This is a genomic window from Pelomonas sp. CA6, assembly GCF_022549225.1.
Classification (GTDB): domain Bacteria; phylum Pseudomonadota; class Gammaproteobacteria; order Burkholderiales; family Burkholderiaceae_C; genus Roseateles.
The window spans coordinates 41,110-66,960 of record NZ_JAKZFD010000012.1 but is presented as its reverse complement, the minus strand read 5'-3'; the positions used below and the strand labels follow the sequence as shown (position 1 = coordinate 66,960).

At 70.7% G+C, this 25,851-nt stretch carries 26 protein-coding genes; 7 read left to right on the top strand and 19 right to left on the bottom strand.

The features are described from left to right. Positions 1 to 28: 28 nt before the first annotated feature. Positions 29 to 1,297: a diguanylate cyclase gene (locus LZ017_RS18800; RefSeq protein ID WP_241398455.1), complete on the top strand. Its 1,269-nt coding sequence runs from the start codon at positions 29 to 31 to the stop codon at positions 1,295 to 1,297. 16 nt (positions 1,298 to 1,313) lie between these two features. Here the strand turns inward: LZ017_RS18800 and LZ017_RS18795 are convergent, their stop codons facing one another. From LZ017_RS18795 to LZ017_RS18780, 4 genes are all read right to left on the bottom strand, one after another. Further along, positions 1,314 to 2,132 carry an HDOD domain-containing protein gene (locus LZ017_RS18795; protein ID WP_241398454.1) on the bottom strand — a complete coding sequence of 273 codons (819 nt, stop codon included), beginning with the start codon at positions 2,130 to 2,132 and terminating at the stop codon, positions 1,314 to 1,316. A gap of 84 nt (positions 2,133 to 2,216) precedes the next feature. Beyond that, positions 2,217 to 2,978: a TSUP family transporter gene (locus LZ017_RS18790; protein WP_241398453.1), complete on the bottom strand. Its 762-nt coding sequence runs from the start codon at positions 2,976 to 2,978 to the stop codon at positions 2,217 to 2,219. A gap of 398 nt (positions 2,979 to 3,376) precedes the next feature. After that, a complete protein-coding gene (locus LZ017_RS18785; RefSeq protein ID WP_241398452.1) occupies positions 3,377 to 4,591 on the bottom strand; it encodes a hypothetical protein in 1,215 nt (404 codons plus the stop codon). A 144-nt stretch (positions 4,592 to 4,735) separates the two neighbouring features. Next, the gene (locus tag LZ017_RS18780) at positions 4,736 to 4,897 is read right to left on the bottom strand and encodes a hypothetical protein (RefSeq protein WP_241398451.1); all 162 of its coding nucleotides are present in this window, start codon (positions 4,895 to 4,897) and stop codon (positions 4,736 to 4,738) included. A gap of 213 nt (positions 4,898 to 5,110) precedes the next feature. On the opposite strand from LZ017_RS18780, the gene LZ017_RS18775 reads away from it, so the two are divergent. Next, positions 5,111 to 5,470: a thioredoxin family protein gene (locus LZ017_RS18775; protein ID WP_241398450.1), complete on the top strand. Its 360-nt coding sequence runs from the start codon at positions 5,111 to 5,113 to the stop codon at positions 5,468 to 5,470. Positions 5,471 to 5,538: 68 nt separating this feature from the next. Further along, complete coding sequence (locus LZ017_RS18770; protein WP_241398449.1) at positions 5,539 to 6,915, top strand: leucyl aminopeptidase family protein; 1,377 nt, start codon at positions 5,539 to 5,541, stop codon at positions 6,913 to 6,915. Positions 6,916 to 6,927: 12 nt separating this feature from the next. Here LZ017_RS18770 and LZ017_RS18765 read toward each other — a convergent pair whose 3' ends face one another. The 5 genes from LZ017_RS18765 to LZ017_RS18745 all read right to left on the bottom strand — a co-directional run bounded on the left by LZ017_RS18765 (position 6,928) and on the right by LZ017_RS18745 (position 13,077). Further along, positions 6,928 to 8,586 (bottom strand): GMC family oxidoreductase, encoded by a 1,659-nt coding sequence (locus LZ017_RS18765; RefSeq protein ID WP_241398448.1) that lies wholly within the window; start codon positions 8,584 to 8,586, stop codon positions 6,928 to 6,930. A gap of 117 nt (positions 8,587 to 8,703) precedes the next feature. Further along, complete coding sequence (gene creD, locus LZ017_RS18760; protein WP_241398447.1) at positions 8,704 to 10,047, bottom strand: cell envelope integrity protein CreD; 1,344 nt, start codon at positions 10,045 to 10,047, stop codon at positions 8,704 to 8,706. A 58-nt stretch (positions 10,048 to 10,105) separates the two neighbouring features. After that, a complete protein-coding gene (gene creC / locus LZ017_RS18755) occupies positions 10,106 to 11,560 on the bottom strand; it encodes a two-component system sensor histidine kinase CreC (RefSeq protein WP_241398446.1) in 1,455 nt (484 codons plus the stop codon). A gap of 12 nt (positions 11,561 to 11,572) precedes the next feature. Continuing rightward, complete coding sequence (gene creB, locus LZ017_RS18750; RefSeq protein WP_241398445.1) at positions 11,573 to 12,253, bottom strand: two-component system response regulator CreB; 681 nt, start codon at positions 12,251 to 12,253, stop codon at positions 11,573 to 11,575. After that, positions 12,250 to 13,077 carry a helical backbone metal receptor gene (locus LZ017_RS18745; RefSeq protein ID WP_241398444.1) on the bottom strand — a complete coding sequence of 276 codons (828 nt, stop codon included), beginning with the start codon at positions 13,075 to 13,077 and terminating at the stop codon, positions 12,250 to 12,252. The genes creB and LZ017_RS18745 overlap by 4 nt, the downstream gene beginning before the upstream one ends. A 326-nt stretch (positions 13,078 to 13,403) precedes the next feature. Between LZ017_RS18745 and LZ017_RS18740 the strand changes: the two genes are divergently transcribed. Next, on the top strand, positions 13,404 to 13,871 hold the full coding sequence (locus tag LZ017_RS18740) for an RNA-binding protein (RefSeq protein WP_241398443.1): 468 nt from the start codon (positions 13,404 to 13,406) through the stop codon (positions 13,869 to 13,871). A 97-nt stretch (positions 13,872 to 13,968) separates the two neighbouring features. Here LZ017_RS18740 and LZ017_RS18735 read toward each other — a convergent pair whose 3' ends face one another. Genes LZ017_RS18735 through LZ017_RS18705 form a run of 6 tightly spaced genes read right to left on the bottom strand, consistent with a single transcriptional unit; the run spans position 13,969 to position 19,052 of the window. Then, positions 13,969 to 14,769: an SDR family oxidoreductase gene (locus LZ017_RS18735; RefSeq protein ID WP_241398442.1), complete on the bottom strand. Its 801-nt coding sequence runs from the start codon at positions 14,767 to 14,769 to the stop codon at positions 13,969 to 13,971. Continuing rightward, positions 14,766 to 15,488 (bottom strand): LPS export ABC transporter periplasmic protein LptC, encoded by a 723-nt coding sequence (gene lptC, locus LZ017_RS18730; RefSeq protein ID WP_241398441.1) that lies wholly within the window; start codon positions 15,486 to 15,488, stop codon positions 14,766 to 14,768. Before lptC ends, LZ017_RS18735 begins: the two co-directional genes overlap by 4 nt. Then, complete coding sequence (locus LZ017_RS18725; RefSeq protein WP_241398440.1) at positions 15,485 to 16,072, bottom strand: HAD family hydrolase; 588 nt, start codon at positions 16,070 to 16,072, stop codon at positions 15,485 to 15,487. The genes lptC and LZ017_RS18725 overlap by 4 nt, the downstream gene beginning before the upstream one ends. Before the next feature lie 2 nt (positions 16,073 to 16,074). After that, complete coding sequence (locus tag LZ017_RS18720; protein ID WP_241398439.1) at positions 16,075 to 17,067, bottom strand: KpsF/GutQ family sugar-phosphate isomerase; 993 nt, start codon at positions 17,065 to 17,067, stop codon at positions 16,075 to 16,077. Continuing rightward, entirely contained in the window at positions 17,064 to 18,368 is a 1,305-nt protein-coding gene (locus LZ017_RS22170) for a HAMP domain-containing sensor histidine kinase (protein WP_308194087.1), read from the bottom strand. Before LZ017_RS22170 ends, LZ017_RS18720 begins: the two co-directional genes overlap by 4 nt. A 24-nt stretch (positions 18,369 to 18,392) precedes the next feature. Then, positions 18,393 to 19,052, bottom strand: a complete 660-nt coding sequence (locus LZ017_RS18705) for a response regulator transcription factor (protein ID WP_241398438.1) — start codon at positions 19,050 to 19,052, stop codon at positions 18,393 to 18,395. 217 nt (positions 19,053 to 19,269) lie between these two features. Here LZ017_RS18705 and LZ017_RS18700 point away from each other — a divergent pair, with 217 nt between their 5' ends. From LZ017_RS18700 to LZ017_RS18690, 3 genes are all read left to right on the top strand, one after another. Beyond that, positions 19,270 to 19,914: a phosphatase PAP2 family protein gene (locus tag LZ017_RS18700; protein WP_241398437.1), complete on the top strand. Its 645-nt coding sequence runs from the start codon at positions 19,270 to 19,272 to the stop codon at positions 19,912 to 19,914. A gap of 114 nt (positions 19,915 to 20,028) precedes the next feature. Then, positions 20,029 to 20,607, top strand: a complete 579-nt coding sequence (locus LZ017_RS18695; protein ID WP_241398436.1) for a DJ-1/PfpI family protein — start codon at positions 20,029 to 20,031, stop codon at positions 20,605 to 20,607. 51 nt (positions 20,608 to 20,658) lie between these two features. Further along, positions 20,659 to 21,042 (top strand): ribbon-helix-helix domain-containing protein, encoded by a 384-nt coding sequence (locus LZ017_RS18690; RefSeq protein ID WP_241398435.1) that lies wholly within the window; start codon positions 20,659 to 20,661, stop codon positions 21,040 to 21,042. 87 nt (positions 21,043 to 21,129) lie between these two features. Here the strand turns inward: LZ017_RS18690 and LZ017_RS18685 are convergent, their stop codons facing one another. The 4 genes from LZ017_RS18685 to LZ017_RS18670 form a co-directional block, all read right to left on the bottom strand. Then, the gene (locus LZ017_RS18685; RefSeq protein WP_241398434.1) at positions 21,130 to 22,401 is read right to left on the bottom strand and encodes a Glu/Leu/Phe/Val dehydrogenase; all 1,272 of its coding nucleotides are present in this window, start codon (positions 22,399 to 22,401) and stop codon (positions 21,130 to 21,132) included. Between the two features lie 187 nt (positions 22,402 to 22,588). Beyond that, positions 22,589 to 23,806 carry an ABC transporter permease gene (locus LZ017_RS18680; protein ID WP_241398433.1) on the bottom strand — a complete coding sequence of 406 codons (1,218 nt, stop codon included), beginning with the start codon at positions 23,804 to 23,806 and terminating at the stop codon, positions 22,589 to 22,591. Continuing rightward, complete coding sequence (locus LZ017_RS18675; RefSeq protein ID WP_241398432.1) at positions 23,803 to 24,549, bottom strand: ABC transporter ATP-binding protein; 747 nt, start codon at positions 24,547 to 24,549, stop codon at positions 23,803 to 23,805. Before LZ017_RS18675 ends, LZ017_RS18680 begins: the two co-directional genes overlap by 4 nt. Then, positions 24,546 to 25,766 carry an efflux RND transporter periplasmic adaptor subunit gene (locus LZ017_RS18670; RefSeq protein WP_241398431.1) on the bottom strand — a complete coding sequence of 407 codons (1,221 nt, stop codon included), beginning with the start codon at positions 25,764 to 25,766 and terminating at the stop codon, positions 24,546 to 24,548. Before LZ017_RS18670 ends, LZ017_RS18675 begins: the two co-directional genes overlap by 4 nt. Positions 25,767 to 25,851 lie beyond the last annotated feature (85 nt).

The window sequence follows — 25,851 nt, the reverse complement described above, 5'->3', positions numbered from 1 at the left end:
CCAAGCAGTCCCCTGTCCATCGACCCTCATGACTCTTGGCAGCTCGGTCGGGGCCCGTTCGGCCCTGGCGCTCTGGATCCTCGGTCTGCTGCTGGTGCTCGCCTCCGGCGGCTGGCGCCTGCATGACGAGATGCTGCAGCGCGGCCGCAATCAGCAGGCCGAGCTGCGCGCGCTGCCGCTGCTCTACGCGGCGCCGCTGGCGCGCGAACTACAGACCCGCGACGAGCCCGCGGTCCAGCAGCTGCTGGAGCTGATGCGCGACCGCCACGGCCTGCTGTCGGTGGAGCTGTCCGTCGAAGACGGGCGCAGCTACCGTGCCGAGGCCGAGCAGCGCGCGGACGCGGGCCCCAGCTCGGTCTTCGACCTGGGGCCGCGCCTGGGCGCGTCGGTGCGCGTGCAGGCGGCGGCGGTCAGCTGGCCCAATCTGCTCGCCCAGGACCGGCTGCTGCGCATCGCGCTGCAGCATCTGGGGCTGGCGCTGCTGCTGGGCGCGCTGGCCGTCTGGCTGGTGGACCGGCAGCTGCTGCGCCCGCTGCGCCGCCTGTCCGACCGCGCGCGCAGCTTCGATGTCAGCCAGCCGGCCCTGTTCGTCGCCGCCAACGAGGCCCAGGTCCTGCAGCCGCAGGAACTGCAGCAGCTGGAACAGGCCCTGGCCCATGTGCATACGCGGCTGGGCGACGAGCTGCAGCGCGAACAGTCGCAGGTGCGCACGTTGCGCCATGAGATCACGCGCCAGAGCGAGGCGCTGCAGCGCGCCGAGCGCGCGCTGGAATCCAAGCGCCGCGAACTGGAGGCGCTGGAGCGCCATGACGGGCTGACCGGGCTGAACAACCGGCGCGCTTTCGACGAGGCGCTGCGCCGCGAATTCAAGCGCGCCCAGCGCGACGGCGGCCGCCTGGCGCTGGCCGTGCTGGACCTGGACCACCTGCGCGCCTACAACGACCTGCGCGGTCGCGCGGCCGGCGACGACATGCTGCGCCGCTTCGGCCGCCAGCTGGGCGAGCGCTTCAAGCGCGACACCGACTTCGTCGCCCGGCTGGGCGGCGAGGAATTCGCCGTGCTGCTGCCCGGCTTCGATGCCGTGGCCGCGCAGGCCCTGCTCGATCAATTGCGCGAGGACTGGCGCGCCCTGGTGCAAGAGGCAGACCCGCTGCATCCGGTGACGGTCAGCATCGGCCTGGCGGCGATGCAGCCCAGCCGCCCCTACCTGAGCCCGCAAGGTTTGCTGCAGGCGGCCGACGAGGCGCTGTACATCGCCAAGCACACCGGCCGAGACCGGCTCAGCATGGCGGCCTGAGCCCGCGGGCCGCGGCTCAGCGGCCGTGCGATTCGGCGTTCTGCAGCTGCTCGGCGACGCGGCGCGCGGCGCGCAGCATCAGGGTCTCGTCCAGTTGCGCCTGGGTCGCCATGGCCAGGCAGATCTCTTCCAGCCGTTCCGGCTGATGCATCAGCGACCAGGCCAGCAGCGAGATCGCGCCCACGCCACGGCGCAGCATGGCGGCGGGCATCTCCAGCTCGGCCTGCAGCCGCACATGGTGGCGCACGCTGGCCACGGCGGCCGGCGCCAGTCCCCAGCTTTCGCACAATGCCGCACCCAGCGCGTCATGGCTGACGCCGAAGGCGGTGTGCTCCAGCTGGCACAGCTCGGTATCGCTGCCGGCGGCGCGCAGCATCGCCGGGTAGTGGCCCGGTGCGTGGCGGTACAGCACGGCCTTGCCGCATTCCTCGAACAAGCCGGCCGAATGCGCGGCCCAGGGGTCGACCCCCAGCATCTGGCCCATGCGCCCCATCAGCAGACCGCGCTTGGCGGCACGCTGCCACACGGGCTCGAGCTCGGCCGCCGGCGGAAAGGCGGCGCGCAAGCCCATCTCGAACGTGATCGCCGCCACTTCGCGCATGCCCAGATAGGTCAGCGCCTGTTGCACCGTCTGCACGCGGCCGCGCAGCCCGTACATCGACGAATTCACCGCCTTCAGCACCGCCGCGGCCAGCGCCATGTCGGTTTCGACCAGCGCGGACACGGCCTGCAGATCCACGTCCTCATCCGCCATCAGCAGCGAGAGCTTGACCAGCACCTCGGGCTGGGTGGGGATCTCGATGTCCAGGGCGCGCAATTGAGGGTCGACAGGCATGGTGGCTGGCCAGGGTGGATTGGACCCAATGGTATCGCCAGAAGGTGGGACAGTTGTCACGCCACCCAGGAAATGCGGGGGCCCTCAGCGGACGAAGGCGTCCCAACCCGTTTTAAGGATCAGCGCCGACACCACCAGCACGAAGACGCCACGCACGAAACCGGCGCCGCGCGCCAGCGCCAGGCGCGTGCCCAGCAGGCTGCCGGCGATGTTGGCCACCGCCATCACCGCCGCCAGATGCCACCAGACATGGCCCTTGGCCGCGAACAGCACCAGCGCGGCCGCATTGGTCGCGGTGTTCAGCAGCTTGGCGCTGGCCGAGGCGTGCAGGAAGTCGTAGCCCAGCAGGCGCACGAACAGGAAGACGAAGAAGCTGCCGGTGCCCGGGCCGAAAAATCCGTCATAGAAACCGATCACCAGCCCGATCGCACTCGCCAACCCGGCCTCGCGGCGACCCTCGTGGCGCGGTGCATGCTCGCGTCCCAGGTCCTTGCGCGCCAGCGTATAGATCAGCACGGCCAGCAGCACCAGCGGCAGGGCCTTGCGCAGGCCGTCGGCACGGATCAGGGTCACGGTCCAGGCCCCGGCAAAACTGCCCGCCAGCGCGGCCAGCGCCGCGGGCGCCAGCGCCGACCAGCGCAGCTGCACGCGCTTGGCATATTGCAGCGTGGCCCAGGCCGTGCCCCAGATGGCCGCGCCCTTGTTGGTGCCGAACAGCGTGGCGGGGGCCGCCTGCGGGAAGGTGCCGAACAGGGCGGGCACCAGGATCAAACCGCCGCCGCCCACGATGGCGTCGACGAAGCCGGCCATCAAGGAGGCCAGCGCAGCAATGAACATCTCGGTCATGGGTAGGCGGGCGGCGCTGGGCCCAAAAACAAAACGGGCACCCTGCGGGTGCCCGTGAATTGTGACAGTGTCACTGTGTTCGTTGGAATTGGTCTGATCTTGGTTTGTCTCCTCAGCCCCCGCAGGCAGCCATTGCTCTCACAGAGGCCGCATCGAGTGAACGCAATGTAGGCGCAGGTCAAAACGCACGCACTTGGGGTTTTCACTTGGCGTTGCGCACCACATTGGGGAGGAAAGAGTCCGGGACCGGGCTTGATTTTCTTTTGAAAACAATGACTTACCGATCAAACCATTAATCGCACAAGTCCCCCAGTCTGGTGCCGACCGCAGCATCGGAATGTGGGATTCCTGCGCCATTTGGCACAGGCCAGGGGCCTCTGGCCGCTCCAGCGCCGGCCTCAGCGGTGCCAGGGCAGGGCGGCGACACGGGCCTCGATCTCCTTCATCATCGCCAGGTAGGGCGCGCCCTCCAGGCCGCCGTAGCGGGCGAGGAAGTCCTTTTTATGCAGGAACTCGGGCAAGTCCGCGACCTCCGGCATGAAGTCAGCCTCACGGACCTCGCCGGCCAGCAGCGCCTGTAACCGGCGGGCCTGCTGCTGCGACATCAGCCCCACGCGAGCGCCCGACAGGTCGGCCGCGATGTCGTTGAAGCTGAAACCGCTGCCATCCTGCGCGTCGGACAGCTCCTTGTAGACGCCGATCGCATCCGCCATCGGGCCGCCGGCCTCGATGGCCAGCGCCGCCGACACCAGAAAATGCTGCGCGAAGTCGTCGCGGCCGCCAATCTGCAGCCGCAGCGGCTGGGCGCGCGGCCAGGTCTGGGCGTCCGGCAGCCAGCGGCTCCAGTGCTGGCCCACCGAGTAAAGCGCCAGGGTCAGCAGCGCGGCGCGGTTCTCCGCCGCCGCGTCGGCCCCCTGGTCGCTGCGCCGGGCGGCCTCGCGGAACAGCGCCTGCATCAGCGGCAGCATGGGCACGGCACTGCCCACCGGATGGGCTCGGCTGGCCTGCGCCAGGCGCTCTTGGTAGAAGCGCAGCCGCTGTCGCGCGTCGTCCGGCCAATAGCCGGCCACCAGCCGCTGCAGATGGGCCGGATGCCAGTCATAGGCCAGTTGCAGGAGCCCGGGTCCAAAGCGCACGGCATGGACCAGTTCGCCCAGCGTGCGCAGCTCCGCCGCAGCGGGTTGGGCCAACGCCGGCTTCAGCAGCCAGCGCTCCACCCATGCGGCGGGCAGCGGCAGGCGTCCGAACCGGATGTGATCAAGGGCGGGTAGTCCCAGCGGACGCTGGACAAGGGCGGCGTCCACATTGAGCCAGAAGCCCCAGGGCAAAGGCCGGCTGGCGCGTAGCCGCGCCCGGCCTTCCAGCAATTCAAGGTGCAGGGCGCCCTCGCCTCGCAGCCTCAGCCATTCATTGGAAAGAAGGGTCAGTTCAACATCGCTGAGGCGCAGCACGCGGATCCCGGGCGCGCTCTGGCGCGGATCGTTGCGCGCCAACAGGGTCTTGACCGCGCGGATCTGGTCCACACCGGCCGGGGCCGGGGCATGGATCTCGGGGCTGCGCTGCAGGGCCAGCGCCAGGCTCAAGGCCAGTGCGACCAGCAGCAATAGGAACAAGCACCCCAGGACTCTCAACAACCGTGTCATGCGGCCGAGTCTGCCATGCGGGCCACCGCAGAGCGGCGCGCAGGCGGGGTGGCGACCTTCTGGGAACGGGGAAACCGGACCGGGGACGCGCGGCTGGCGCCCCCAGGCGCTGGCTCAGCGCTTGCGGTCGAAGCGGGCCGCGCGGGCTTGGCTGCGGCGGTCGCAGCCCAGGCTGATCACCTCGAAGGCCTCATGCTTGCGGCCCTTGTCGGCGCACCACTCGGGCAGCGGGGCGCGACGAGATTGCGATTCGGGACGGACGGTGGACTTCATCATGGTCGGGGACCTTTGGTCATTTCCAAGCGGGGGGAAACCGCTTTGTGCCACCTAACGCGGCCCCCGGGGAGGCCGTTGACACGGCGTTCACAAATCCTGACCGACGCTACAGCACCGTGGCGCATATCGCGCAAATGTTCTTATAAAGAACAAACCGACCTCGCAAGGTGATGTCGGGCCGCAGGACACCGGTTGTCCGCTAAGCTGCCCGGCATGCCTCTGCCCGAAGACACGGCCTCCGCCGACCCTCTGCTCGTCGCCTGCTTGTGCGCCGCCTGGTGCCGGGTCTGCGAGTCTTACCGCGCAGAGTTCGCCGAATTGAGGCGGCGCCATCCCGAGACGCGCTTCGTCTGGGTGGACATCGAAGACGATGCGGAGTTGGTGGACGAGCTGGAGGTGGAAACCTTCCCGACGCTCCTGATCGGCCAGGGCGAGCGGCTGCGCTTCATCGGCCCGGTCGCGCCCCAGCTGGCGCCCGCCCAGCGTCTGATCGCCGCCGCCCGCGAGAGCGGCCCCTCGCCGGCCGACCCCGCTGCCCAGGCCTTGCTGCACCGTCTGGTCCATAGCTGCTGAGCCGGGGCGTCACAAGCGGCGAGAATGCGCCACCGGCCCACCGGCCAATTCGATACCGACGCACACCCATGAACGTCCAATTCAAGAGCTCCCTGGCCCGCGCCATTCCCATCATCGCGCTGGACCGCCCCAGCTACCAGGCCCTGTCCGCCAAGCTGCCGAAGAAGACCCAGGCCTGGCTGGCCACGATGGGCTTCAACGCGGCGCCGGACAGCTTCGCGCTGGTGCCGGGCGAGGACGGCAAGCTGGCCCAGGTGTTCGCCGGCGTGGCCCATACGGCCCATCCTTTCGCGCTCTCGGCGCTGCCGCTGGCGCTGCCTGAAGGTCAGTACTCACTCTCCCCGGAAGGCTTGAGCCTGACCGATGAAGCCGCCGCCCTGTCCTGGGAACTGGGCTGCTACCAGTTCGACCTGTACAAGCCACGCAAGCGCCAGCCGGCGCAGCTGCTGCTCAAGAGCAGCCCGGACGCCCAGCGCGGCCTGGCGATCGCGACCGCGATGGTGGCCACCCGCGATCTGGTGAACACCCCGGCCGAGCACATGGGTCCCGAGGAGCTGGCCAAGGCCGCGCAGTTGCTGGCCAAGCAGCATGGCGCCAAGTTCAAGCAGCTGGTCGGCGACGAGCTGCTGAAGAAGAACTTCCCCGCGATCCATGCCGTCGGCCGCGCCAGCACGCGCGCGCCGCGCCTGATCGAGCTGAACTGGGGCAGCGACAAGCATCCGCGCCTGACCCTGGTCGGCAAGGGCGTGTGCTTCGACACCGGCGGCCTGGACCTGAAGAGCGCCGAAGGCATGCGCCAGATGAAGAAGGACATGGGCGGCGCCGCGAACGCGCTGGGCTTGGCCACGCTGATCATGGCGCTGAAGCTGCCGGTGCGCCTGCAGCTGCTGATCCCGGCGGTGGAGAACGCCGTGGCCGGCAATGCCTACCGCCCCGGCGACGTGATCAAGACCCGTGCCGGCCTGCACATCGAGATTGGCAACACCGACGCCGAAGGCCGCGTGATCCTGTGCGACGCGCTGGCCTATGCCGCCGAGTCCAAGCCCGAGCTGATCATTGACCTGGCCACGCTGACCGGCGCCGCCCGCGTCGCGCTGGGCGCGCAACTGCCCGCGCTGTTCTCCAAGCACATGGACACCGCGCGCGACCTGGTGGACCTGGGCCTGAAGCTGGACGATCCGCTGTGGCACATGCCGCTGTGGGCGCCCTACAAAGAGGGCATCACCAGCGGCATCGCCGACATCGTCAACACCGGCCGCAATGCGCTGGCCGGGGCGATCAACGCCGCGCTGTTCCTGGAGGCCTTCGTGCCCGAGCAGCAGGACTGGCTGCACATCGACCTGTTCGCCTGGAACGATGTGGCCCGCGCCGGCCGCCCGGTGGGCGGCGAGGCGCAGACGGTGCGCACGCTGCTGGCCTATCTGGAAGAGCGCTTCGCCGCCTGAGGCGGCGCACGCTCAGGCGCCGGCACGCACCCAGTCGGCCGCCTTCTCGGCGATCATCAACGTCGGCGAGTTGGTGTTGCCGCTGGTGATGGTCGGCATCACGCTGGCGTCCACCACGCGCAGCCCCTGCACGCCGCGCACGCGCAGGCGGCTGTCGACCACCGCCTGCGCGTCGTCGGCGCGGCCCATGCGGCAGGTGCCCACCGGATGGAAGATGGTGGTCGCGATGTCGCCGGCCAGGCGGGCCAGTTCCTCGTCGCTCTGGTACTGCGGCCCAGGCTTGAACTCCTCGGGCCGGAAGCGCGCCAGCGCCGGCTGGGCGGCGATGTGCCGGGTCAGGCGCAGGCTTTGCGCGGCCACCTGCCGGTCCTCGTCGGTGCTCAGATAGCGCGGCGCGATCGCCGGCGCATCGGCCGGGTCGGGCGAACGAATCTCCACCGTGCCGCGGCTGCTGGGGTTGAGGTTGCAGACGCTGGCGGTGAAGGCGTTGAAGCGGTGCAGCGGCTCGCCGAAGGCATCCAGTGACAGCGGCTGCACGTGGTACTGCAGGTCGGGCCAGGCCTTGTCCGGCGTGCTGCGCGCGAAGGCGCCGAGCTGCGAGGGCGCCATGCTCATGGGCCCGCTGCGCCGCAGCGCGTACTCCAGTCCGATGCGCGCCTTGCCCCACAGACTCTGGGCCAGCGTGTTGAGCGTGGGCACGCCCTGCACCTTGAACACCGCGCGGATCTGCAGATGGTCCTGCAGATTGGCACCGACGCCGGCCAGGTCCTGCTCCACCGCGATGCCGTGGCGCTGCAGCAGCGCGCCCGGCCCCAGCCCCGAGAGCTGCAGGATTTGCGGCGAACCGATCGCCCCGGCTGCCAGCAAGACCTGCCCCCCGGGGGCCAGGCGCAGCGCCTCCACGCCTTGCGGCGTGCGCACCTTCACGCCGGTGCAGCGCAGTGCACCGTCCTGGCGCTCCAGCAGCAGCCGCTGCACCTGGCAGCCGGTCCACATCTCGAAGTTGGGGCGGGCATAGCAGGTCGGGCGCAGAAAGGCCTTGGCGGTGTTCCAGCGCCAGCCGGCGCGCTGGTTGACCTCGAAATAGCCCACGCCCTCGTTGTTGCCGCCGTTGAAGTCGGGCGTGGCCGGGATGCCGGCCTGCTGCGCGGCGGCGGCGAAGGCGTCCAGAATCTCCCAGCGCAGGCGCTGGCGCTCCACGCGCCATTCGCCGCCATGGCCGTGCAGGGCCGCGAAGCCGGGCAGCGCCTGCTCGGCCGACTGCGGGTCCAGCCGCCAGTGATGCTCATGCTTCTTGAAGAAGGGCAGCACCGCGTCCCAGCGCCAGTCGGCGTCGCCGGTGGTCTGGGCCCAGCCCTCGTAGTCGCGCGACTGGCCGCGCATGTAGATCATGCCGTTGATGCTGGAGCAGCCACCCAGCACCTTCCCGCGTGGGTAGCGCAGGCTGCGGCCGTTCAGCCCGGGGTCGGGTTCGGTCTTGAACAGCCAGTCGGTGCGCGGGTTGCCGATGCAGTACAGATAGCCGACGGGGATGTGGATCCAGTGGTAGTCGTCGCGCCCGCCGGCTTCCAGCAGCAGCACGCGGCGCGTGGGGTCGGCGCTCAGGCGGTTGGCCAGCAGGCAGCCGGCGGTGCCGGCGCCGACGATGATGATGTCGAAGGGGTCACTCATCCGCCTATGCTGACGCAGGGCCGGCGCACGGGCATCAGCGTTGATACCAGTCGCCGGCCGCGCGCAACAGACGTCCGGCCCCGGGGCGAGATCGGGCTGCGCCGGACATGGAGGCGCTCAGGAGGAGATGCGGCTGCCCAGCGCATACCAATCGAAGCGCCGCGTCGCTGCCATCACCGCGGCCAGCGTCGCGAACAGCAGCAGCGTGCCGATCACCAGCGCGGCCTGCTCCAGGTTGAGCAACACGTAGAGCGCCCCATAGAGCAGCGCCATCAGCGCCGCGAAGACCAGGCCGCTGCGCAGCCGGCCCAGCATCGCGCTGCCGTAGAAGCCCAGCAGGCCCACGACCGCCGCGGTCGCCAGCAGGTAGGAGAGGCCGAAGCGCAGATGCTCGGACAGGCTCAGCAACAGCAGGAAGAACAGGCTCACCGCCAGCCCCACCAGCAGGTACTGAACGGGATGGACGCGGCGCTGGGCCATCAGCTCCAGCAGGCCGACGCCGACGAAGGTCAGCACGATGAACAGCAGGCCGTACTTGATCGCGCGGTCGCTCATCACATAGGGGTTGACCGGGTCCAGCATGGCAAAGTTCAGCGTGTCCACGAACTGCTTGCCCTCGCCGCCCAAACCGGGCACGACCTGACCCCCACGCACGCCGGCGACGGCATTGGACGCCAGCTCGGAGACCTGCCATTGCGCCTGAAAACCCTGTGGGCCGACCTGGCGCGCCGACGGCAGGAAGCGCCCGCCGAAGCTGGGGTGCGGCCAGTCGGAACGCAGCTTCACCTCGGTGGCCGACGCCGCGGGCACCAGCGCGAACTCGCTCATGCCCACCAGCTGCACGGTCGCGCGCAGCTGCAGCGGCTGCGTCGGCGCCTGCTCCGGCAGCATCGCATGCAGGCCGCGCGGATAGGCGTCGCTGCGGGTGCCGGGCCGAAGTGCCAGCGCCTGCCCCTCGTGCTGCACGGCCACGCTGCGCAGCCCGCGCGCATCACTGAGCGCCAGCATCACGCGCGGCGTTTCGCAGCTGAGGCGGCCGTTGGGCTGTTCCGACCGGGGCTGCAAGGCCTCCAGCGAATTCCAGCGCGCGTCCAGTTGCAACCGCCCCTGGTAGCCGTTGATCTTGAACAGGCCGCGGTAGCGCGGCTCCTGCTTGAACTCACCGTCCACGCCGAGCTGGGTCGGCAGCGCACTGAGCGTGAAATCGCGCCGCTCGCGGTTGACGCGGCGCTCCGCGCCGCTGCCACTGACCGACTCCCACTCTTCGGTGCAGCTGCGCTGCAGCAGCGGGCCCAGCAGCACCTGCTCGCCGGCCTGAGCCTCGGCCACGCTTTGCTGCGCCTCGCGCTGGCGCCCCTGGCGCTCGTCGACGACCCAGCCGATGCGCATCAGCACGATGGACAGCAACACGGTCACGCCGGCCAGGATCACCAGCTTCCACCACAGGGCACGTACTTGCATTCGCTTCGCTCCGTCTTCTTTGCAACGTGAGCGGGCAGTCTCGCGAGCCCCTGTGTGTTCAAGACGAAGTTTGTGAAGCGGGCGTGAAGTCCAGCGTCACGCGCAGCCCCGGCTCGCCCGGCTCGAAGCCCAGACGGCCGCCATGCAGCTCGGCGATCTGGCGCACGATGGCCAGCCCCAGGCCCGAGCCCTTGCGCGGGCTGCCGGGCCGCGCCGTGGAAAAGAAGCGCTGCCCCAGCTGGCCCCAGGCCGCGGCCGGCACGCCGGGGCCGTGGTCACGCAGCTCGAAGAAGGCGCGCCCCTCGCGCAGCCCGGTGCGCAGCTCCAGCACCGAGTCTTCCGGCGCGAAGTCCAGCGCATTCGTCAGCAGGTTGCTCAACGCAAGGGTCAGCAGCTCGGGGTCGGCCATCACGCCGACAGGCTCGCGCTGCCGCCAGTCCACGCGCAGCCGCTTGTGCTGCAAGGGATCGGCGAGCAGCGCCAGCACCTCGTCCACCGCCTGGTCCAGGCGCAGCAGGCGCGGATGCTCGGGCCCGCGCCGCAGCTCCAGCGTGGTCAGCGCGAGCACGCGCTCCACCAGCTCGGTCATGCGCTGGCTCTGCCCCACCACCTGGGCGGCGAAGCGGCGCCGGTCGGCGCTTGGCAGCGCGTCCTCCTGCAGCAACTCGCCGGCGCCGCGCAGCGCGGCCAGCGGGCTCTTGAGCTCGTGCGTCAGCGCGCGCACCAGGTGCTCCACCTGCTCTCGCCCATCCAGCCGCTCACGCATCGCATCCATGGCCTGGGCGAGTTCGCCCAATTCGCCGGGCACCGCGGGCGGCGGCGCGCGGCTGCCCAGCTGGACCTGCTGCGCATAGCGGCGCAGCCGGCGCACATTGGCCACCAGCCACCCGGTCACCGCCGCACCCACCGCCAGCGAGACCGCTAGCAGCAGCAGCCCGGCCATCAGGATGCGGCGCTCGGCGCGTTCGATGAAGCGCTGCACCGCCGCCACCGGCTTGGCCACCGTCACCACGCCCAGCGTCCGGCCGTCGCGCTGCACCGGCGCGGCCACGTACATCACCGGACTGCTCTGGCCTTCGTCCAGGCTGGAGCGCGCGCCGTACTCGCCGCGCAGCGTGCGCGCCACGTCACGCCAGCGCGAATAGTCCTGGCCCAGCGCGCTGTCGGGACCGGACACGCTGTCCAGCACCACGCGGCCCTGGGCGTCAGTGACATAGACGCGCAAGTCCAGGCTCTGTTTGCGCAGGCCCCAGATCTGCGCGTCCACCGGCCGCTGGGCATAGGCGGCGAGATGGCGCGCGAAGCGCGTGCCACGCAGGTCGCTCCCCGGCGGCATCACGGCCAGGTCGTCCTGCGCGAGCTCCGCCAACAGGTGGGCGCTGTCCACCATCAGGTCCTCCATCACCTCGCGCACGCTGGGCTTGACCTCGCCCAGCACCACGCGCAGCAGGATGAAGGCCGTCAGCCCGGCGATCAGGAAGAAGCCGAAAAAGAGACGCAGGCCCAGCCGCATGCCCGTGCCGCCCTAGTCCAGCGAGTAACCCAGGCCGCGGTGCGTGCGTATCGGGTCCTGCTCGGGGCGGACCAGACGCAGCTTGGCGCGCAGGGTCTTGATGTGGGTGTCCACGGTGCGGTCGCCGCTGTCGGCCTCCTGGCCCCAGACCGCGTCCAGCAGGCTGTCGCGCGAATGGATGCGTTGCGGCGCCTCCAGCAGGCGCAGCAGCAGCCCCAGCTCGCGCCGAGTGAGCGGCAGCAACTCGCCGTGGTAGCGCACCCGCGATCCGCCCGCCTCGATGCTGAAGCCGGCCACCGGCCTCGCCGGCGCTTCGCGCAGCGCCTGGGCACGGCGCAGCAGCGCGCGCACGCGTGCCACCAGCTCGCGCGGGCTGAAGGGCTTGGCCAGGTAGTCGTCGGCGCCCAGCTCCAGGCCGGCCACCTTGTCGCTCTCCTCGCTGCGCGCGCTGAGCATCAGGATGGGCAGGGCCGGCTGCGGCCCCTGGCGGATCTCGCGGCACAGATCCAGCCCGTTGCCGTCGGGCAGGCCGACGTCCAGCAGCGCGAGGTCGGTTTCCGCGCGCGCCAGGCAGGCGCGCGCCTCGTGCAGCCAGCCACACAGCGCCAGCCGGTAGCCCTCGCGCTCGAGCACGAAGGCCACCGTCTGGGCGATGGCCGGATCGTCCTCGAGCAGCAGGATGCGTGCGCTCATCGAACCGCTCCCGCGCCAGCGCCGTCCTGCGCCAGCGTGCGCAGATAGGCCAGGCCCGGCGCCGCGCGCGGGCCATACCAGCTCAGCAACTCGCCATCGACCAGGCGCACCCGCGCCCGCGGGCACAGCGACTGGGCCTCGGCGAGGTGCTCGGCGCCGAAGCGGTAGGGCTCGGAGCTCAGCAGCAGCTCGTCGATCTCGGCCAGCCACGGCTCGTCGCCCCGCAGCACCGGGTAGCGCGCCGCGCCGCTGGGCCCACCCTGGACCGCTGGCCAGCTTTGCCAGCCCACGCGCTCCAGCATGGCCGCGATGTAGGTGTCGCGCGCCACGCACATCCAGGGCTGACGCCAGATCAGGTAAAGCACGCGGCGCCGCGGCCAGTCGCGCGCGCCGCAGGCCGCCAGCTCGCGCTGCAGCGCCGCGTCCAGCGCCGCCGCCCGCGCCGCCACGCCGGGCTGGTCGCCGAACTCCTGCAGCATCTGCGCCAGCAGCGCCAGGTTGTCCTCCGGCCGACAGGGATGGGTGACGACGATGCGGGGCACGAACTCGCGCAGCGCGCGCACTGTGTCCTCGCGGTTTTCGTCGACGTTGACCAGCACATGGGTGGGCGCCAGCTCGCGCAGGCGATCCAGCTGCACGTCCTTGGTGCCGCCGACCTTGGGGATCGCCGCCACCATCTCGCGGGGATGGATGCAAAAGCCCGTGCGCGCGACCAGCCGCGGCGCCAGGCCCAGCGCCACCAGCAGCTCGGTCAGCGAGGGCACCAACGACGCGATGCGCGGCTCCCGGGCGGCCTGCGCGCGTTTCAGATCAGCATCCGCCATCCCGTGCAACTCTCAAACTTGGTAATCCAAACGGACCGGAAGGCCCGATCACCGCGGTCGCGGCCCGGACATTTTCGGCCGCTGTCGGTTTTGATCGACGTCAGCCGTTATGTACGGAAAGGGTCCGCAACCGGGAAATCGCCGGCTAGCCTGGAATTTACGGGTTAACACGCAGAAGCCGAAAAACAACAGTGCGGTTGACGGATTGCGAAAGCCCAAAAGCGTCACCCATAATCGGAATCGACTGTATGCAGCGCCTTCGTTTGAATGGTTCACGATGGGTTGAAGCAGCACATTGGTTATTTGGTTTTTGAAAGGGCTTCCCCATGGGAAACAAGCTTTACGTCGGCAACCTCGCTTACAGCGTGCGCGACGAAGCGCTGCAAGAGGCATTCTCGCAATTCGGTACCGTCAATTCCGCCAAGGTCATGATGGACCGCGAAACCGGCCGCTCCAAGGGCTTCGGCTTTGTGGAAATGGCCACTGATGCCGAGGCACAGTCCGCCATCAACGGCATGAACGGTCAGCCTCTGGACGGCCGTGCGCTGGTCGTCAACGTGGCTCGTCCGCGTGAAGAGCGTCCGGGCGGCTTCGGCGGCGGCGGCCGTTCGGGTGGCGGCGGCTTCGGCGGCGGTCGCTCGGGTGGTGGCGGCTACGGCGGCGGTGCCGGCGGCGGCGGCTACGGCGGTGGCCGTTCCGGTGGCGGCGGCTACGGCGGTGGTGGCCGTTCCGGCGGCGGCTACGGTGGTGGCGGCGGCGGCGGTTACGGCGGTGGCCGTTCCAGCGGCTACTGATCCTGCGCCAGGGCTTGGGCCCTGTCAGAAAGCACCCTGCGGGGTGCTTTTTTCATTCCGTTGCCGCTGACCTGACGGAAAGCCTGACGCGTGAGGGTCAGGTCTTGCCTGCCTCGGGAGGATGGCCGGCCCCCTGCCGATGCTTGCGCGGACGGCCTGCCAGCAGACGGTCGAACCAGGCATTGGGCAGCACGCGCAGCAACCGCGCGACCACGCCCATCTGCCAGGGGATCACGCGGAAGCTGGCGCCGGCCGATATCGCCTCGAAAGCCCGGCGCGCGAAGTCTTCGGGCTGCATCAGAAAGGGCATGCTGTAGCGGTTCTGGCGCGTCAGCGGCGTGTCGATGTAGCCGGGCGCGATGGTGACCACGCGCACGCCGTCGGGGCGACATTCGCCGCGCAGGCTTTCGCAATAGCTGATCACCGCCGCCTTGCTGGAGCAATAGGCGCCATGGCCCGGCAGGCCGCGTATGCCGGCCACGCTGGCGATCCCCACCAGCGTGCCGCCGCGCCGCTCGCGCATCGGCGCGATGAAGGGCTGAAAGGTGGCGGCGAGGCCGATGTTGTTGGTGGCGTAGACCTGCTGCATCACCTGCAGGTCTTCGAAGTAGGCGCTGTCCATGCCGATGCTGATGCCGGCGTTGGCAATCACCACCTGCGGCAGCCCCTGTTGCGCGATGCAGGCGCGGCCCGCCGCGGCGATGGACTCCGGCACGCTGACGTCGGCCGCGTAGACGCGCCAGCGCGCCGCATCCAGGCCCTGGGCCTGCGCCCATTCGCGCATCTGCGCGTCGCGCCGCGCCACCAGCGCCAGCGACCAGCCGGCGCGGTAGTACTGCAGCGCCAGCGCCTGGCCGATGCCGCTGGACGCGCCGGTGATGTAGACCAGGCCGGTCATGGTGTTTTCTTGCCGCCGCGCGGCGTGGTGGCACGCGGCTCAAACCGGCCACGGGTCTTGCCCGCGAAGCGCAGCTGGCCGCTGAGGTTGTCGTACTCGAAGGACTGCAGCTGCAGCTCGCCGCCGATCGCATACAGCGTGGACGGCAGGTGGGAACGCAGCTTTTCCTCGTTGACGAAGGCATGCAGGAATTCGCTGCGCAGCTCCAGAGAGGGGCGCTCGGAAAGCCGGCCCTGGTCGTCGCGGGTGAAGCGGCGCACGGTGACGCCACCCATCATCTGCACCTCGCTGCCATCGCCGTTGGCCAGCGCGCGCTGGCCCTGGGCCAGGGTCAGCTCGCCCTTGTCGCCGCTGGCGCGCAGCTGAACGCTGTCGATCTCCACCGTGTCGGTGTCGGGATAGTGGCGCAGTTCGCGGCCATGGAGCTCGGCGCGCAGCCGACCGTCGACGCCGAAGCGCCGGCTCTCGAAGCCCTGCATCGCATAGTCGGGAATGTGGCGCGGCGCGGCTTTCTCGCGCGGCGGCTCCATCTCCGGCGTGTTCTTGACCAGCCACCAGGTGAACAGCGCCAGCAGCGCCATCACCAGCAGCGGCACATAGGCGACCAGCAGCGACTGCAGCCGCCACAACAGCGGCTGGCGCCGCCGCGCCGGCGTGCCCCCCACCGCGGGCGGCAGCGGACGACCCGTGCTGCGAATGACGCGAGGCTCGGCCGTCATCCCGCGCTGTCCAGGGTTTGCAGATGGCCCTGCAACAGGCGCGCGTAGTGGCCACCGGCCATCAGCAGCAGGTCGCAGAACTCGCGCGCCGCGCCATGCCCGCCGGCGGCCTGCGTCACATGGTGGGCAACGGCGCGCACCTCGGCATGCGCCTGCGCCGGCGCGCAGGCAAAGCCGGCACGCAGCATCAGCGGCAGATCGGGCCAGTCATCGCCGATCACCGCGACCTCGGCCCAGGCCACGCCCAGGCCCTGCAGCAACGGCTGGGCGACGGCCAGCTTGTCCTTCGCGCCATAGGCGGCATGGGCCAGCCCCAGGTCGGCGACGCGGCGACGCACCGCGGGCGAATCGCGCCCGGTGATGACAATGGGCACGATGCCGGCTTGCGCCAGCAGCTTCATGCCGTGGCCGTCCAAGGTCGCGAAGGCTTTGAAGGCTTCGCCGGCATCGCTGAGGTAGATGCGGCCGTCGGTCAGCACGCCGTCGACGTCGAAAATCGCGGCCCGCAGCCCCAGTCCGGGGCCCTGGGCCTTCAACAGCAGCTCGGGCGGAAAGCTCAGCGCCGGGGTCAGTTCACGCGCCATCGTCAGATCACCTTGGCGCTCATCAGGTCGTTGATGTGCACGGCGCCCTGCAGCCGGCCGGACTCGTCGGTGACCAGCACGACGGTGATGCGCGCGCTTTCCATCAGGTCGGCGGCATCCACCGCCAGCGCATCGGCGCGCACGCGCTTGGGCTGGCCGGACATGACCTGGCCGGCGCTGAGGCCGCGCAGGTCGCCGCCGCGCTCGATCAGGCGACGCAGGTCGCCGTCGGTGAACACGCCCTGCACGCGGTCCTCGGCATCGACGACGATGGCCAGACCCATGCTCTTGGCGGACATCTCGCGCATCATCTCGGTGAAGCCGGCGTCCGGCCGCACGCGCGGCAGGGCCTCGCCCTCGCGCATCAGGTCGCGCACATGGGTGAGCAGCTTGCGGCCCAGCGCGCCACCGGGGTGGGAGCGGGCGAAGTCCTCGGGCTTGAAGCCGCGCGCGTCCAGCAGCGCCACGGCCAGCGCATCGCCCAGCGCCATCTGCGCCGTGGTGCTGGCGGTGGGTGCCAGGTTGAGCGGGCAGGCCTCCTTGGCCACCGCGCTGTCCAGCACGATGTCGGCATGGCGGGCCAGGCTGGACTCGGCACGGCCGGTCATCGCGACGATGCACACACCCAGGCGCTTGAGCACGGGCAGCACGGCATTGAGCTCCTCGCTCTCGCCCGAATTCGACAGCGCCAGCACCACATCCTTGACGGTGACCATGCCGAGATCGCCATGGCTGGCCTCGGCCGGATGGACGAACATCGCCGGCGTCCCGGTGGAGGCCAGCGTGGCGGCGATCTTGCGGCCCACATGACCGCTCTTGCCCATGCCCATCACGACCACGCGGCCGCTGCAGGCCAGCATCGCGCGCACCGCGGCGGCAAAGGCCTGGTCCAGCCGGGGCGCCAGTTCGGTCAGCGCCGCGGCCTCGATCTGCAGGGCCTCGCGGGCCATGCAGACCGCGCGTTGCGGGTCGAATTCAGGGGGCATCGCAGTCATCCGGGCAGTATATCGACGGGGCCCAGCCACAGTGCCACCGCGAAGCCCTGCGCCACCGGCGGCAGCCACAGCGCGCCGCCGTGCGCGCGCGCGACCAGGTCCGCCAGCATCAGGCCCAGGCCCATGCGGCCTTCGTACTGCTGGCGCTCCAGCGCCGCCTGCAGCGCCGCGCGGCGCTCCGGCGCCAGCGCCTCGCCGTCGTTGTGCAACAGCAGCTCGCGGCCGCCGTCGGGCAGCGTGCGGGCACTGAGATGCAGCCGTGTCGCATGATGGCGCCAGGCGTTGTCGATCAGGTTGATCAGGGCCGCCGCCAGCAGATCCGGGTCGGCGTCCAGCTGCAGCGGCTCCTCCAGTTGCAAGCTCAGCGGCGGCAGCGGCAGGTGGGCCAGCAGCTCGGCCAGCGCGACCGGGCGGCGCTGCAGCTGCATGCCGGAGCGAAACAGCGCCAGCATGGCCGTGACCACGCGGCGCAGCCGGTCGGCCGCCTCGCGGCTGCGCCGCAGCCGCTCCTGCAGCGGCGCGGGCGCCTCGCGCATGGCCATCGCCAGCTGGGCATCCAGCGCGGCCAGCGGCGTGCGCAACGCATGCGCGGCATGGGCGCTGAAGGCGCGCTCATTGCCCACGCGCAGCGCCAGGCGCTCGCCCAGCGCCACCACGGCGCTGCGGATCTCGGTCAGCTCCTGCTGCGAGGCCTCGGGCAGGGCTTGTGCGTCCTGCACCGGGTCGTAGCTCTGCAGGGCCTGCGCCAGCCGTGCCAGCGGACGCAGCTCGCGGCGCGCGCGCTGGCGCAGCCACAGCGTGCACAGCCCGCCGACCAGCAGGGCCGACCCGGCGCTGGCCAGGCCGATGCCGCTGATCACCTCGCGCCGCTCCTTGCGCGTCTGCGCCACCACCAGCCAGGCCTCGGTGCTGCCGCTGTGCAGCGGACGCGCATAGAGGCGCCAGCCCGGTGTGCCGGCCTCGCCGCGCCAGTCGCTGAAGCCTTCGCGCAGCGGCCAGGCCCGCTCCGGCGCCAGCGCCGAGCGCGCCTGCAGCCGCCCGGCGCGCTGCAGCTGCCAGGCGAAATGGCGCTCGATCGCCTCGGGCGGCTGGGGCCCGGGCCAGCCACCCGCGGGCGGCTCGGCGAGGAGATGGGCGAGCACCTCGGCCGAGGCCTGCAGGCTGTCGTCCATCAGCTCGTCGGCCTCATGGCGCACCACCAGCCAGACGCACAGCCCGGCCAGCAGCGCCCAGACCATGGAGACGCGCAAGATCTGCGCGCCCAGCCGCAACGCGATGGAGCCCGGACGGCGCTCACCCACGGCAGAGTCCTCCGCGCTGCCGGCTCATCGTTGCGCCGGCATGCGGTACCCCAGGCCGCGCACGGTTTCGATACAGTCGCGGCCCAGCTTGCGGCGCAGGCTGGAGACATGGACCTCCAGCGCGTTGCTCTGCACCTCGGCGTCCTGGCACAGCACACGCTGTTCCAGCTCGGTCCGCGGCACGATGCGACCGGCGCGCGAGCCCAGGGTCTCCAGCAGCGCCCATTCGCGCGCGGTCAGGGTCACCGGCTGGCCGTCGCGGGTGACGCGACGTGCCGCCAGGTCCAGCCAGACCGGCCCCAGCTGGCGCTGCGAGCTACCGGCGCCCTGGTGGCGGCGCCAGACGGCGCGCGCCCGCGCCACCAGTTCCTCGGGCGCGAAGGGCTTGACCAGGTAGTCGTCCGCGCCGCCGTCCAACCCCTCCAGGCGGTCGACGAGCAGATCGCGCGCGGTCAGCATCAGCGCCGGCGTCATCACGCCGGCGCGGCGCAAGCCCTTGAGCCAGTCCAGCCCCGAACCGTCCGGCAGCCGCCAGTCCACCAGCAACAGGTCGTAGTCCAGATGCTGGGCCGGCAGCAGCGCGCCCAGGCGGGTTAGCCAGTCCACTTCATGGCCCTCGGCGCGCAGGTAGTCCCGCAGGGCCTCGCCCAATAGTTCGTCGTCTTCCAGCAACAGCAAGCGCATGGCGCAACGATAGCGCAGCGCCGGCCCCGCCCTCACCGCAGGGCTACGGGTTACCCCCAGGGGCGGACGCCGCCGGGCTTCAGCGCCGCTTCAGGTGCCTGGCGCTTACTTGAGGGTTATGCCCGTGCTGGATCCCCTTCACAGTTCCTCCGCGACCGGTCCGCGGCGGACCTCGCCACTGTCCCGTTATCGCCTTTCAGGGCCGCTGCAGGCCAGCGTGATCGCACTGGCGCTGCTGCTGCTGTGGGACTTCAGCGGCCTGGATCTGTGGGCGGTGCGCCTGGTCGGCGGCGAACAAGGCTTCGCCTGGCGCGAGCGCTGGCTCACCGCCGGACTGATGCACCAGGGCGGGCGCTGGTTGGCGCTGGGCCTGATCCTGTGGATGCTGCTCCATGCGCTGCATGTGCCGCGCTGGTCGCCGTGGGCGGGGCTGAGCCGGCGCGAGCGCTGGGTGGGCTGCGGCGTGATGGCGCTGAGCCTGGCGCTGATCCCCTTGCTCAAGCGCGCCAGCCAGACCAGCTGTCCCTGGGACCTGGCCGAGTTCGGCGGCAATGCCCGCTATGTGTCGCACTGGGCCTGGGGCGTGCTGGATGGCGGATCGGGCCACTGTTTCCCGTCCGGCCACGCGAGCTCGGCCTTCGCCTTCCTGGCCGGCTACTTCATGCTGCGCCGCAGCCGCCCGCGCCAGGCCCGGCTGTGGCTGGGCGCGCTGCTGCTGCTGGGCACGGGTTATGGCCTGGCGCAGATGGCGCGCGGCGCCCACTACCCCAGCCACACGATGTGGACGGCCTGGATCTGCTGGACCCTGGCGGCGTTGTCCGAGCGCTGGATGCGCGAGCCCACCCCCGCCCAGCCTGCCTGAGCCCCCTCTGGCGGCGCCGCGTCACAACCGGCGTCACAACCGGCTGTTACCCCGCCCCGGCGCCCGTTTCGCAGAATCGGTGTTCCCCCAACACCGCGCGAACGGAGACAAGCCATGGGCAAGAAACTGCTGCTGCTGGCCGGCGACTATGTCGAGGACTACGAGATCATGGTGCCCTTCCAGGCTCTGCAGGCCGTGGGGCATGAGGTGCATGCGGTCTGCCCGGGCAAGAAGGCCGGCGAGCAGCTGCTGACCGCGATCCACGACTTCGAGGGGGCGCAGACCTATTCCGAGAAGCCCGGCCACCGCTTCACACTGAACGCCAGCTTCGACACGATCCGCGCGCAGGACTATGACGCACTGGTCATCCCCGGCGGCCGCGCGCCCGAGTACCTGCGCACCGTGGCCGGCGTGCTGCCGCTGGTGCAGCACTTCGCGCAGGCCGACAAGCCGATCGCCGCGATCTGCCATGGCGCGCAGCTGCTCGCCGCGGCCGGTGTGATACGCGGCCGGCGCGTGTCCGCCTACCCCGCCTGCGCGGCCGAGGTCGAGCTGGCCGGGGCCAGCTATGCACAGATCCCGGTGGACCAGGCGGTGACCGACGGCCTGCTGGTCACGGCGCCGGCCTGGCCCGCGCATCCGGCCTGGATCGCCCAGTTCCTCGCCGTGCTGGGCACGCGGATCACGCACTGAGCGCGCGCGCCGCCGCACAATGCTGCGCGTGCCCTGCCCGCGGAGATGCCCATGTGCGAGGTCTTCATCAGCGCCAGCCCCGAGTCCTACGAGTCGCGCACGCGCTCGGTGCGCCTGCATGGCGTCATCACCAGCATCCGGCTGGAGAACCTGCACTGGGAGGTGCTGGAAGAGATCGCCGCGCGCGACGGCCTGGGCGTGACCCAGCTGATCGAGAAGCTGCACGACGAGCTGGTGCAGGCGCGCGGGACGGTGGGCAATTTCGCGTCCTTCCTGCGCGTCTCGGCGCTGCGCTACATGGCGCTGCAGGCGCGCCAGCGCATCCCGGCCGACCTGGGCGTGCCGCTGCGTTCACTGGACGCGGACGCGGTGCTGCGCGGGCTGCCGCCGCGCTGGTCGCGGCCGACCCGGCCGGCGCAGGAGCACGAGGGCTGACGCGGGGCCAGGATGGACAAAGGGCCCCTCGCGGGGCCCTTTCGGGGGGAGCCGCGCGTCAGGCGCGGCGATGGCGGCGAACCGCGATCAGGGATAGAGGCCGCGTTCCTCGCGCGCCTGCAGCACGCGCGTGCAGGCCACGGTGAAGGCCGCGGTGCGCAGCGGGATGCGGTGCTGCTCGCTGGTCTCCCAGATGCCCTTGAAGGCGCCGATCAGGATCTTGTCCAGACGGACGTTGATCTCGTCCTCGGTCCAGAAGAAGGACGAGAAGTCCTGCACCCACTCGAAGTAGGACACGGTCACGCCACCGGCGTTGGCGATCACGTCGGGCACGACGATGATGCCGCGCTCGGCCAGCACCGCGTCGCCGTCCGGCGTGGTCGGGCCGTTGGCGCCTTCCAGCACGATGCGGGTGTGCAGGCGCTTGGCGCGCTCGGCGGTGATCTGGCCTTCCAGCGCCGCGGGGATCAGCACATCGGTCTTGACGTCCCAGAAGTCCTCGTTGGCGATGGCTTCGGCGCCCTTGAAGCCGGCCACGCCGCCGACGCGGGCCACATGGTCCAGCAGGTCCTGCATGTCCAGGCCGGTGTCATTGTGGATGGTGCCGGTATGGTCCTGCACCGCGACGACCTTGGCGCCGTTGGCGGCGAACATCTTCGCGGCCACCGAACCCACGTTGCCGAAGCCCTGCACCGCAACGCGGGCGCCTTCCATCGGCACGTTCAGGCGGCGCATCGCCTCGCGGCCGACGACGAACACGCCGCGGCCGGTGGCGGCCACGCGGCCCAGCGAGCCACCCAGCGGGATGGGCTTGCCGGTGACGACGCCAGTCGCGGTGGCGCCGACGTTCATCGAGTAGGTGTCCATCATCCAGGCCATGATCTGGCCGTTGGTGTTGACGTCAGGCGCGGGGATGTCCTGGGTCGGGCCGATGATGATGCCGATCTCGCTGGTGTAGCGGCGCGTGACCTTCTCCAGCTCCTTCAGCGACAGCTGCTTGGGGTCCAGGCGGATGCCGCCCTTGGCGCCGCCGTAGGGCAGGTTGACCGCGGCGTTCTTGATCGTCATCCACGCCGACAGCGCCATCACTTCTTCCAGCGTGACGTCGGGGTGGTAGCGCACGCCGCCCTTGCCCGGGCCGCGGGTCAGGCTGTGCTGCACACGGAAGCCCTCATAGTGGGCGATGGTGCCGTTGTCCAGCTCGATGGGGATGTCCACGATCAGGGCGCGCTTGGGTCGGCGCAGCGTCTCCACCCAGCGGGCCAGCTTGCCCAGGTAGGGCTCGACCGCGTCGATCTGGGACAGGTAGGTACCCCAGGGACTGTTGCGCGTGGGCGTGACGAAGGACAGATTGGGCATGAAATGCTCCGTAACTTTTTGGGTGGCGCGAACGGTATCCTGAACGCGACCGGCCGAGCCAGCGTTTCCAAAGCCGAGTGCACATGCGCTTATGCGGCGCGCGCATAGCGGGTGAAAGTTTGCGCCGAAGAGGCCTTTGACGCAAATAATCACTCAGATCCCCGCAGTGACTCCGTCCGCCCTCCGCTCAGTCGGTGCGCAGGCACTCGATGGGCAGCAGCCGCGACGCGCGCCGCGCCGGGTAGTAACCGAAGAACAGCCCCACCGCGCTGGAGAAGCCCACCGCCACCAGCATGTGCTGCAGCGACAGCGCCATCTCGAACTTGCCGCTGGCGTTGACCCCCCAGGCCCCCAGCGCCGCGAGCAGGATGCCCACGCCGCCGCCCACCAGACACAGCACCACCGCCTCGCCGAGGAACTGCCACAGCACGTCGCGCGGGCGTGCGCCTATCGCCATGCGCAGGCCGATCTCGCGGATGCGCTCGGACACGCTGACCAGCATGATGTTCATGATGCCGATGCCGCCCACCAGCAGCGAGATCGCGCCCACCACGCCCAGGCCGATGGACAGGCCCGCGCCGATCGCATTGCCGGTCTGCGCGATGCTGGCGAGGTTGGTGATGACGAAGTCGTCGCTCTTGTCACCGGTGATGCGGTGGCGGTCGCGCAGCAGCTCGGCCGCGTCCTGCTGCGCGGCGTCCAGCTCGGCCGCGCTGTGCGCCTGCAGGCTGATGTAGTGCACCGTGCCGGGACGCGCCAGGCGCAGCGGCATTGCGCTGATGGGCACCAGGATCAGGTCCCCCAGCTCGGTGCCGTCCAGCGTGCGGCCGGAGCCGCCCAGCACGCCGATCACCGTGTAGGGCTGCCCATCCAGGCGCAGGGTCTGGCCCAGCGGGTCGCGGTCGCGGAAATGCTCGCCGGCCAGCTTGTTGCCGATCACGGCGACGCGCGCCGCCGCGCTGACGTCGCGCTCGTCCAGGCCCACGCCCTGGTCGACGCGGTAGTTGCGCAGCTCCAGCATCGCCGGCGTGGTGCCCAGCACGGTCTGGTTGCTGTTGGTTTCGGCCGACTGCACCTGGAAGAAGCCCTGCAGCGCCGGCGCCGCGCCCTTCAGCGAGGGCAGGCCGGCCAGCGCCTGCGCGTCGGCCTGGGTCAGCGTGGGCAGCTCGCCGCTGCGTCGGCGCACGCCGCCGCCGTCGGTGGGCACGCCGTTCTGCACGATGAGCTGGTTGCTGCCCAGCACGGCGAGCTCCTTGTCGATGAAGGCGCGCACCGCGTCGCCGACGCTGAGCATCAGGGTCACCGACGCGATGCCGATGATCACGCCCAGCATGGTCAGCCCCGAGCGCAGCCGGTTGGCGTTCAGCGAGCGCAGCGCCTCCAGAAAAATCTGCGACGGGTTCATGCCGCGCTCCTCTGCACCATGGCCACGGCGGGGTCGCCGCCGGGCGGCCCGTCGTAGGACACGCGGCCATCGGTCAGCCGCACCAGCCGGCGCGCATGCAGCGCCACGTCCGGCTCATGGGTCACCAGCACGATGGTCAGGCCTTGTTCGCGGTTGAGCCGGTCCAGGATGGCCAGCACCTCGGCGGTGGTCTGGGTGTCGAGGTTGCCGGTCGGCTCGTCGGCCAGCAGCAGCGGCGCCTCGTTGGCCAGCGCGCGCGCGATCGCGACGCGCTGCTGCTGGCCGCCCGAGAGCTGGCTGGGCATGCGCTGCGCCAGCGTGCCCAGGCCGACGGCCTGCAGCAGCGCCTGCGCGCGCTCGCGCGCCCGCAGCCGGCCCACGCCGGCATAGATCAGCGGCAGCGCGACGTTTTCCGCCACGCTCATGCGCTTGAGCAGGTTGAAGCTCTGGAACACGAAGCCGATGGCCTGGTTGCGCAGCTGGGCCTGCTCGGCGGCGTCCAGCCGGCTGACATCGCGGCCCTGCAGGCGCAGCTCGCCGGCATCACAACGGTCCAGCAGGCCCATCAGGTTCATCAGCGTGCTCTTGCCGGAGCCGCTCGCGCCCATCAGTGCCACGTACTCGCCCGGCTGCACCTCCAGGTCGATGCCGTGCAGCACCGGCGTAACGACGTCGCCGGTCCGGTAGCTCTTGGTGATGCCGCGCAGGCTGAGCACCGGCGCGGCGGCGGCAGCGCCGCTCACGGCGCGTCCTTGCGCTCGGGCGCGGCGCGGCGCGTGACGACCTCGTCGCCGGCCTTCAAGTCGCCGCTGAGCAGCTCGGTGTAGCGGGTGTTGGAAATACCCACGGTCACCTCGTGGGCCTTGAGCCGGCGCTCGGCGTCCAGCGTGTAGACCTTGAACACGCGGTAGCTGCCACGGCGGGCGGAGAGCACGCCGTCGTCATCGCCGCCGCGTGCCGCCGAGGCCGCGGCTGCCGAGGAGGAGGCCGAGGCGGGAGCCGACGCGGCCGCGCCCCGGGTCTTGAGCTCGTCCTCGTCGGGCCTGAAGCGCAGCGCCGCCGTCGGCAGCCGCAGCGCCTTCTCGCGCTGCGCGACGACGATGCGCGTCTGCGCCGTCATGCCGGGCTTGAGCATGCCGTCCTCGTTGGCCACGTTGACGATCACCGTGTAGCTCACCACGCCCTGGGTGTTGCTGGCGTTGAGGCGAAACTGCTGGACGCGGCCCTCGAACTCGCGCGACGGGAAGGCGTCGACGATGAAGCGCACCTGCTGGCCTTCCTGGATCAGCCCGGCGTCGGCCTCGCTGACGTTGGTCTGGATCACCATCTCGCGCAGGTCCTTGGCGATCTGGAACAGCTCCGGCGTCTGGAAGCTGGCCGCCACGGTCTGGCCCACGTCGACGTTGCGCTTGATGACGACGCCATCCACCGGCGCGCGGATCACGCTGTTGCCCAGGTCGGTCTCGGCGGACAGCAGCTGGGCCCGCGCCAGGTCCACGTTGGCCCGCGCCGCGGCCAGCTCGCGCCGGCTCTGGTCGCGCTGGCTGGCGCCGATGAAGCCCTGGGCGAGCAGCGATTCATTGCGCTCGTGGGTGGCCCGCGCAAAGGCCAGGCTGGCCTCGGCCGAGTCCAGCTGCGCCTTGGCCTGGCTCACGCGCGCCTGGAAGTTGGTCGGGTCCAGCCGCAGCAAGACCTGACCCTTGCGCACCGGGTCGTTGAAGTCGGCCAGCCGCTCCGCGACGGTGCCGCTGACCTGCGAGCCCACCGTCACCGAGATCACCGGCTGCAGATTGCCGTTGGCCATCACGACCTGGGTGATGGGTCCCTGGTCGACGGCCGCGCTGCGATAAGGCGAGGGTTTGGGCGCACGGGCGGCGCTGCGGCTCACCCACCAGCCGGCCGCGGCCAGCACGCCGGCAGCAGCCAGCCACAACACGGCCTTGCGGCTCAAGCGAATCATGATGCTCCCTTGCACCGTCGCGGCAGTCGGACGGTCTGGCGGCGAACTATAGAAGAGCGGCGCGGCATTTTTGGCGCCCGCCCCG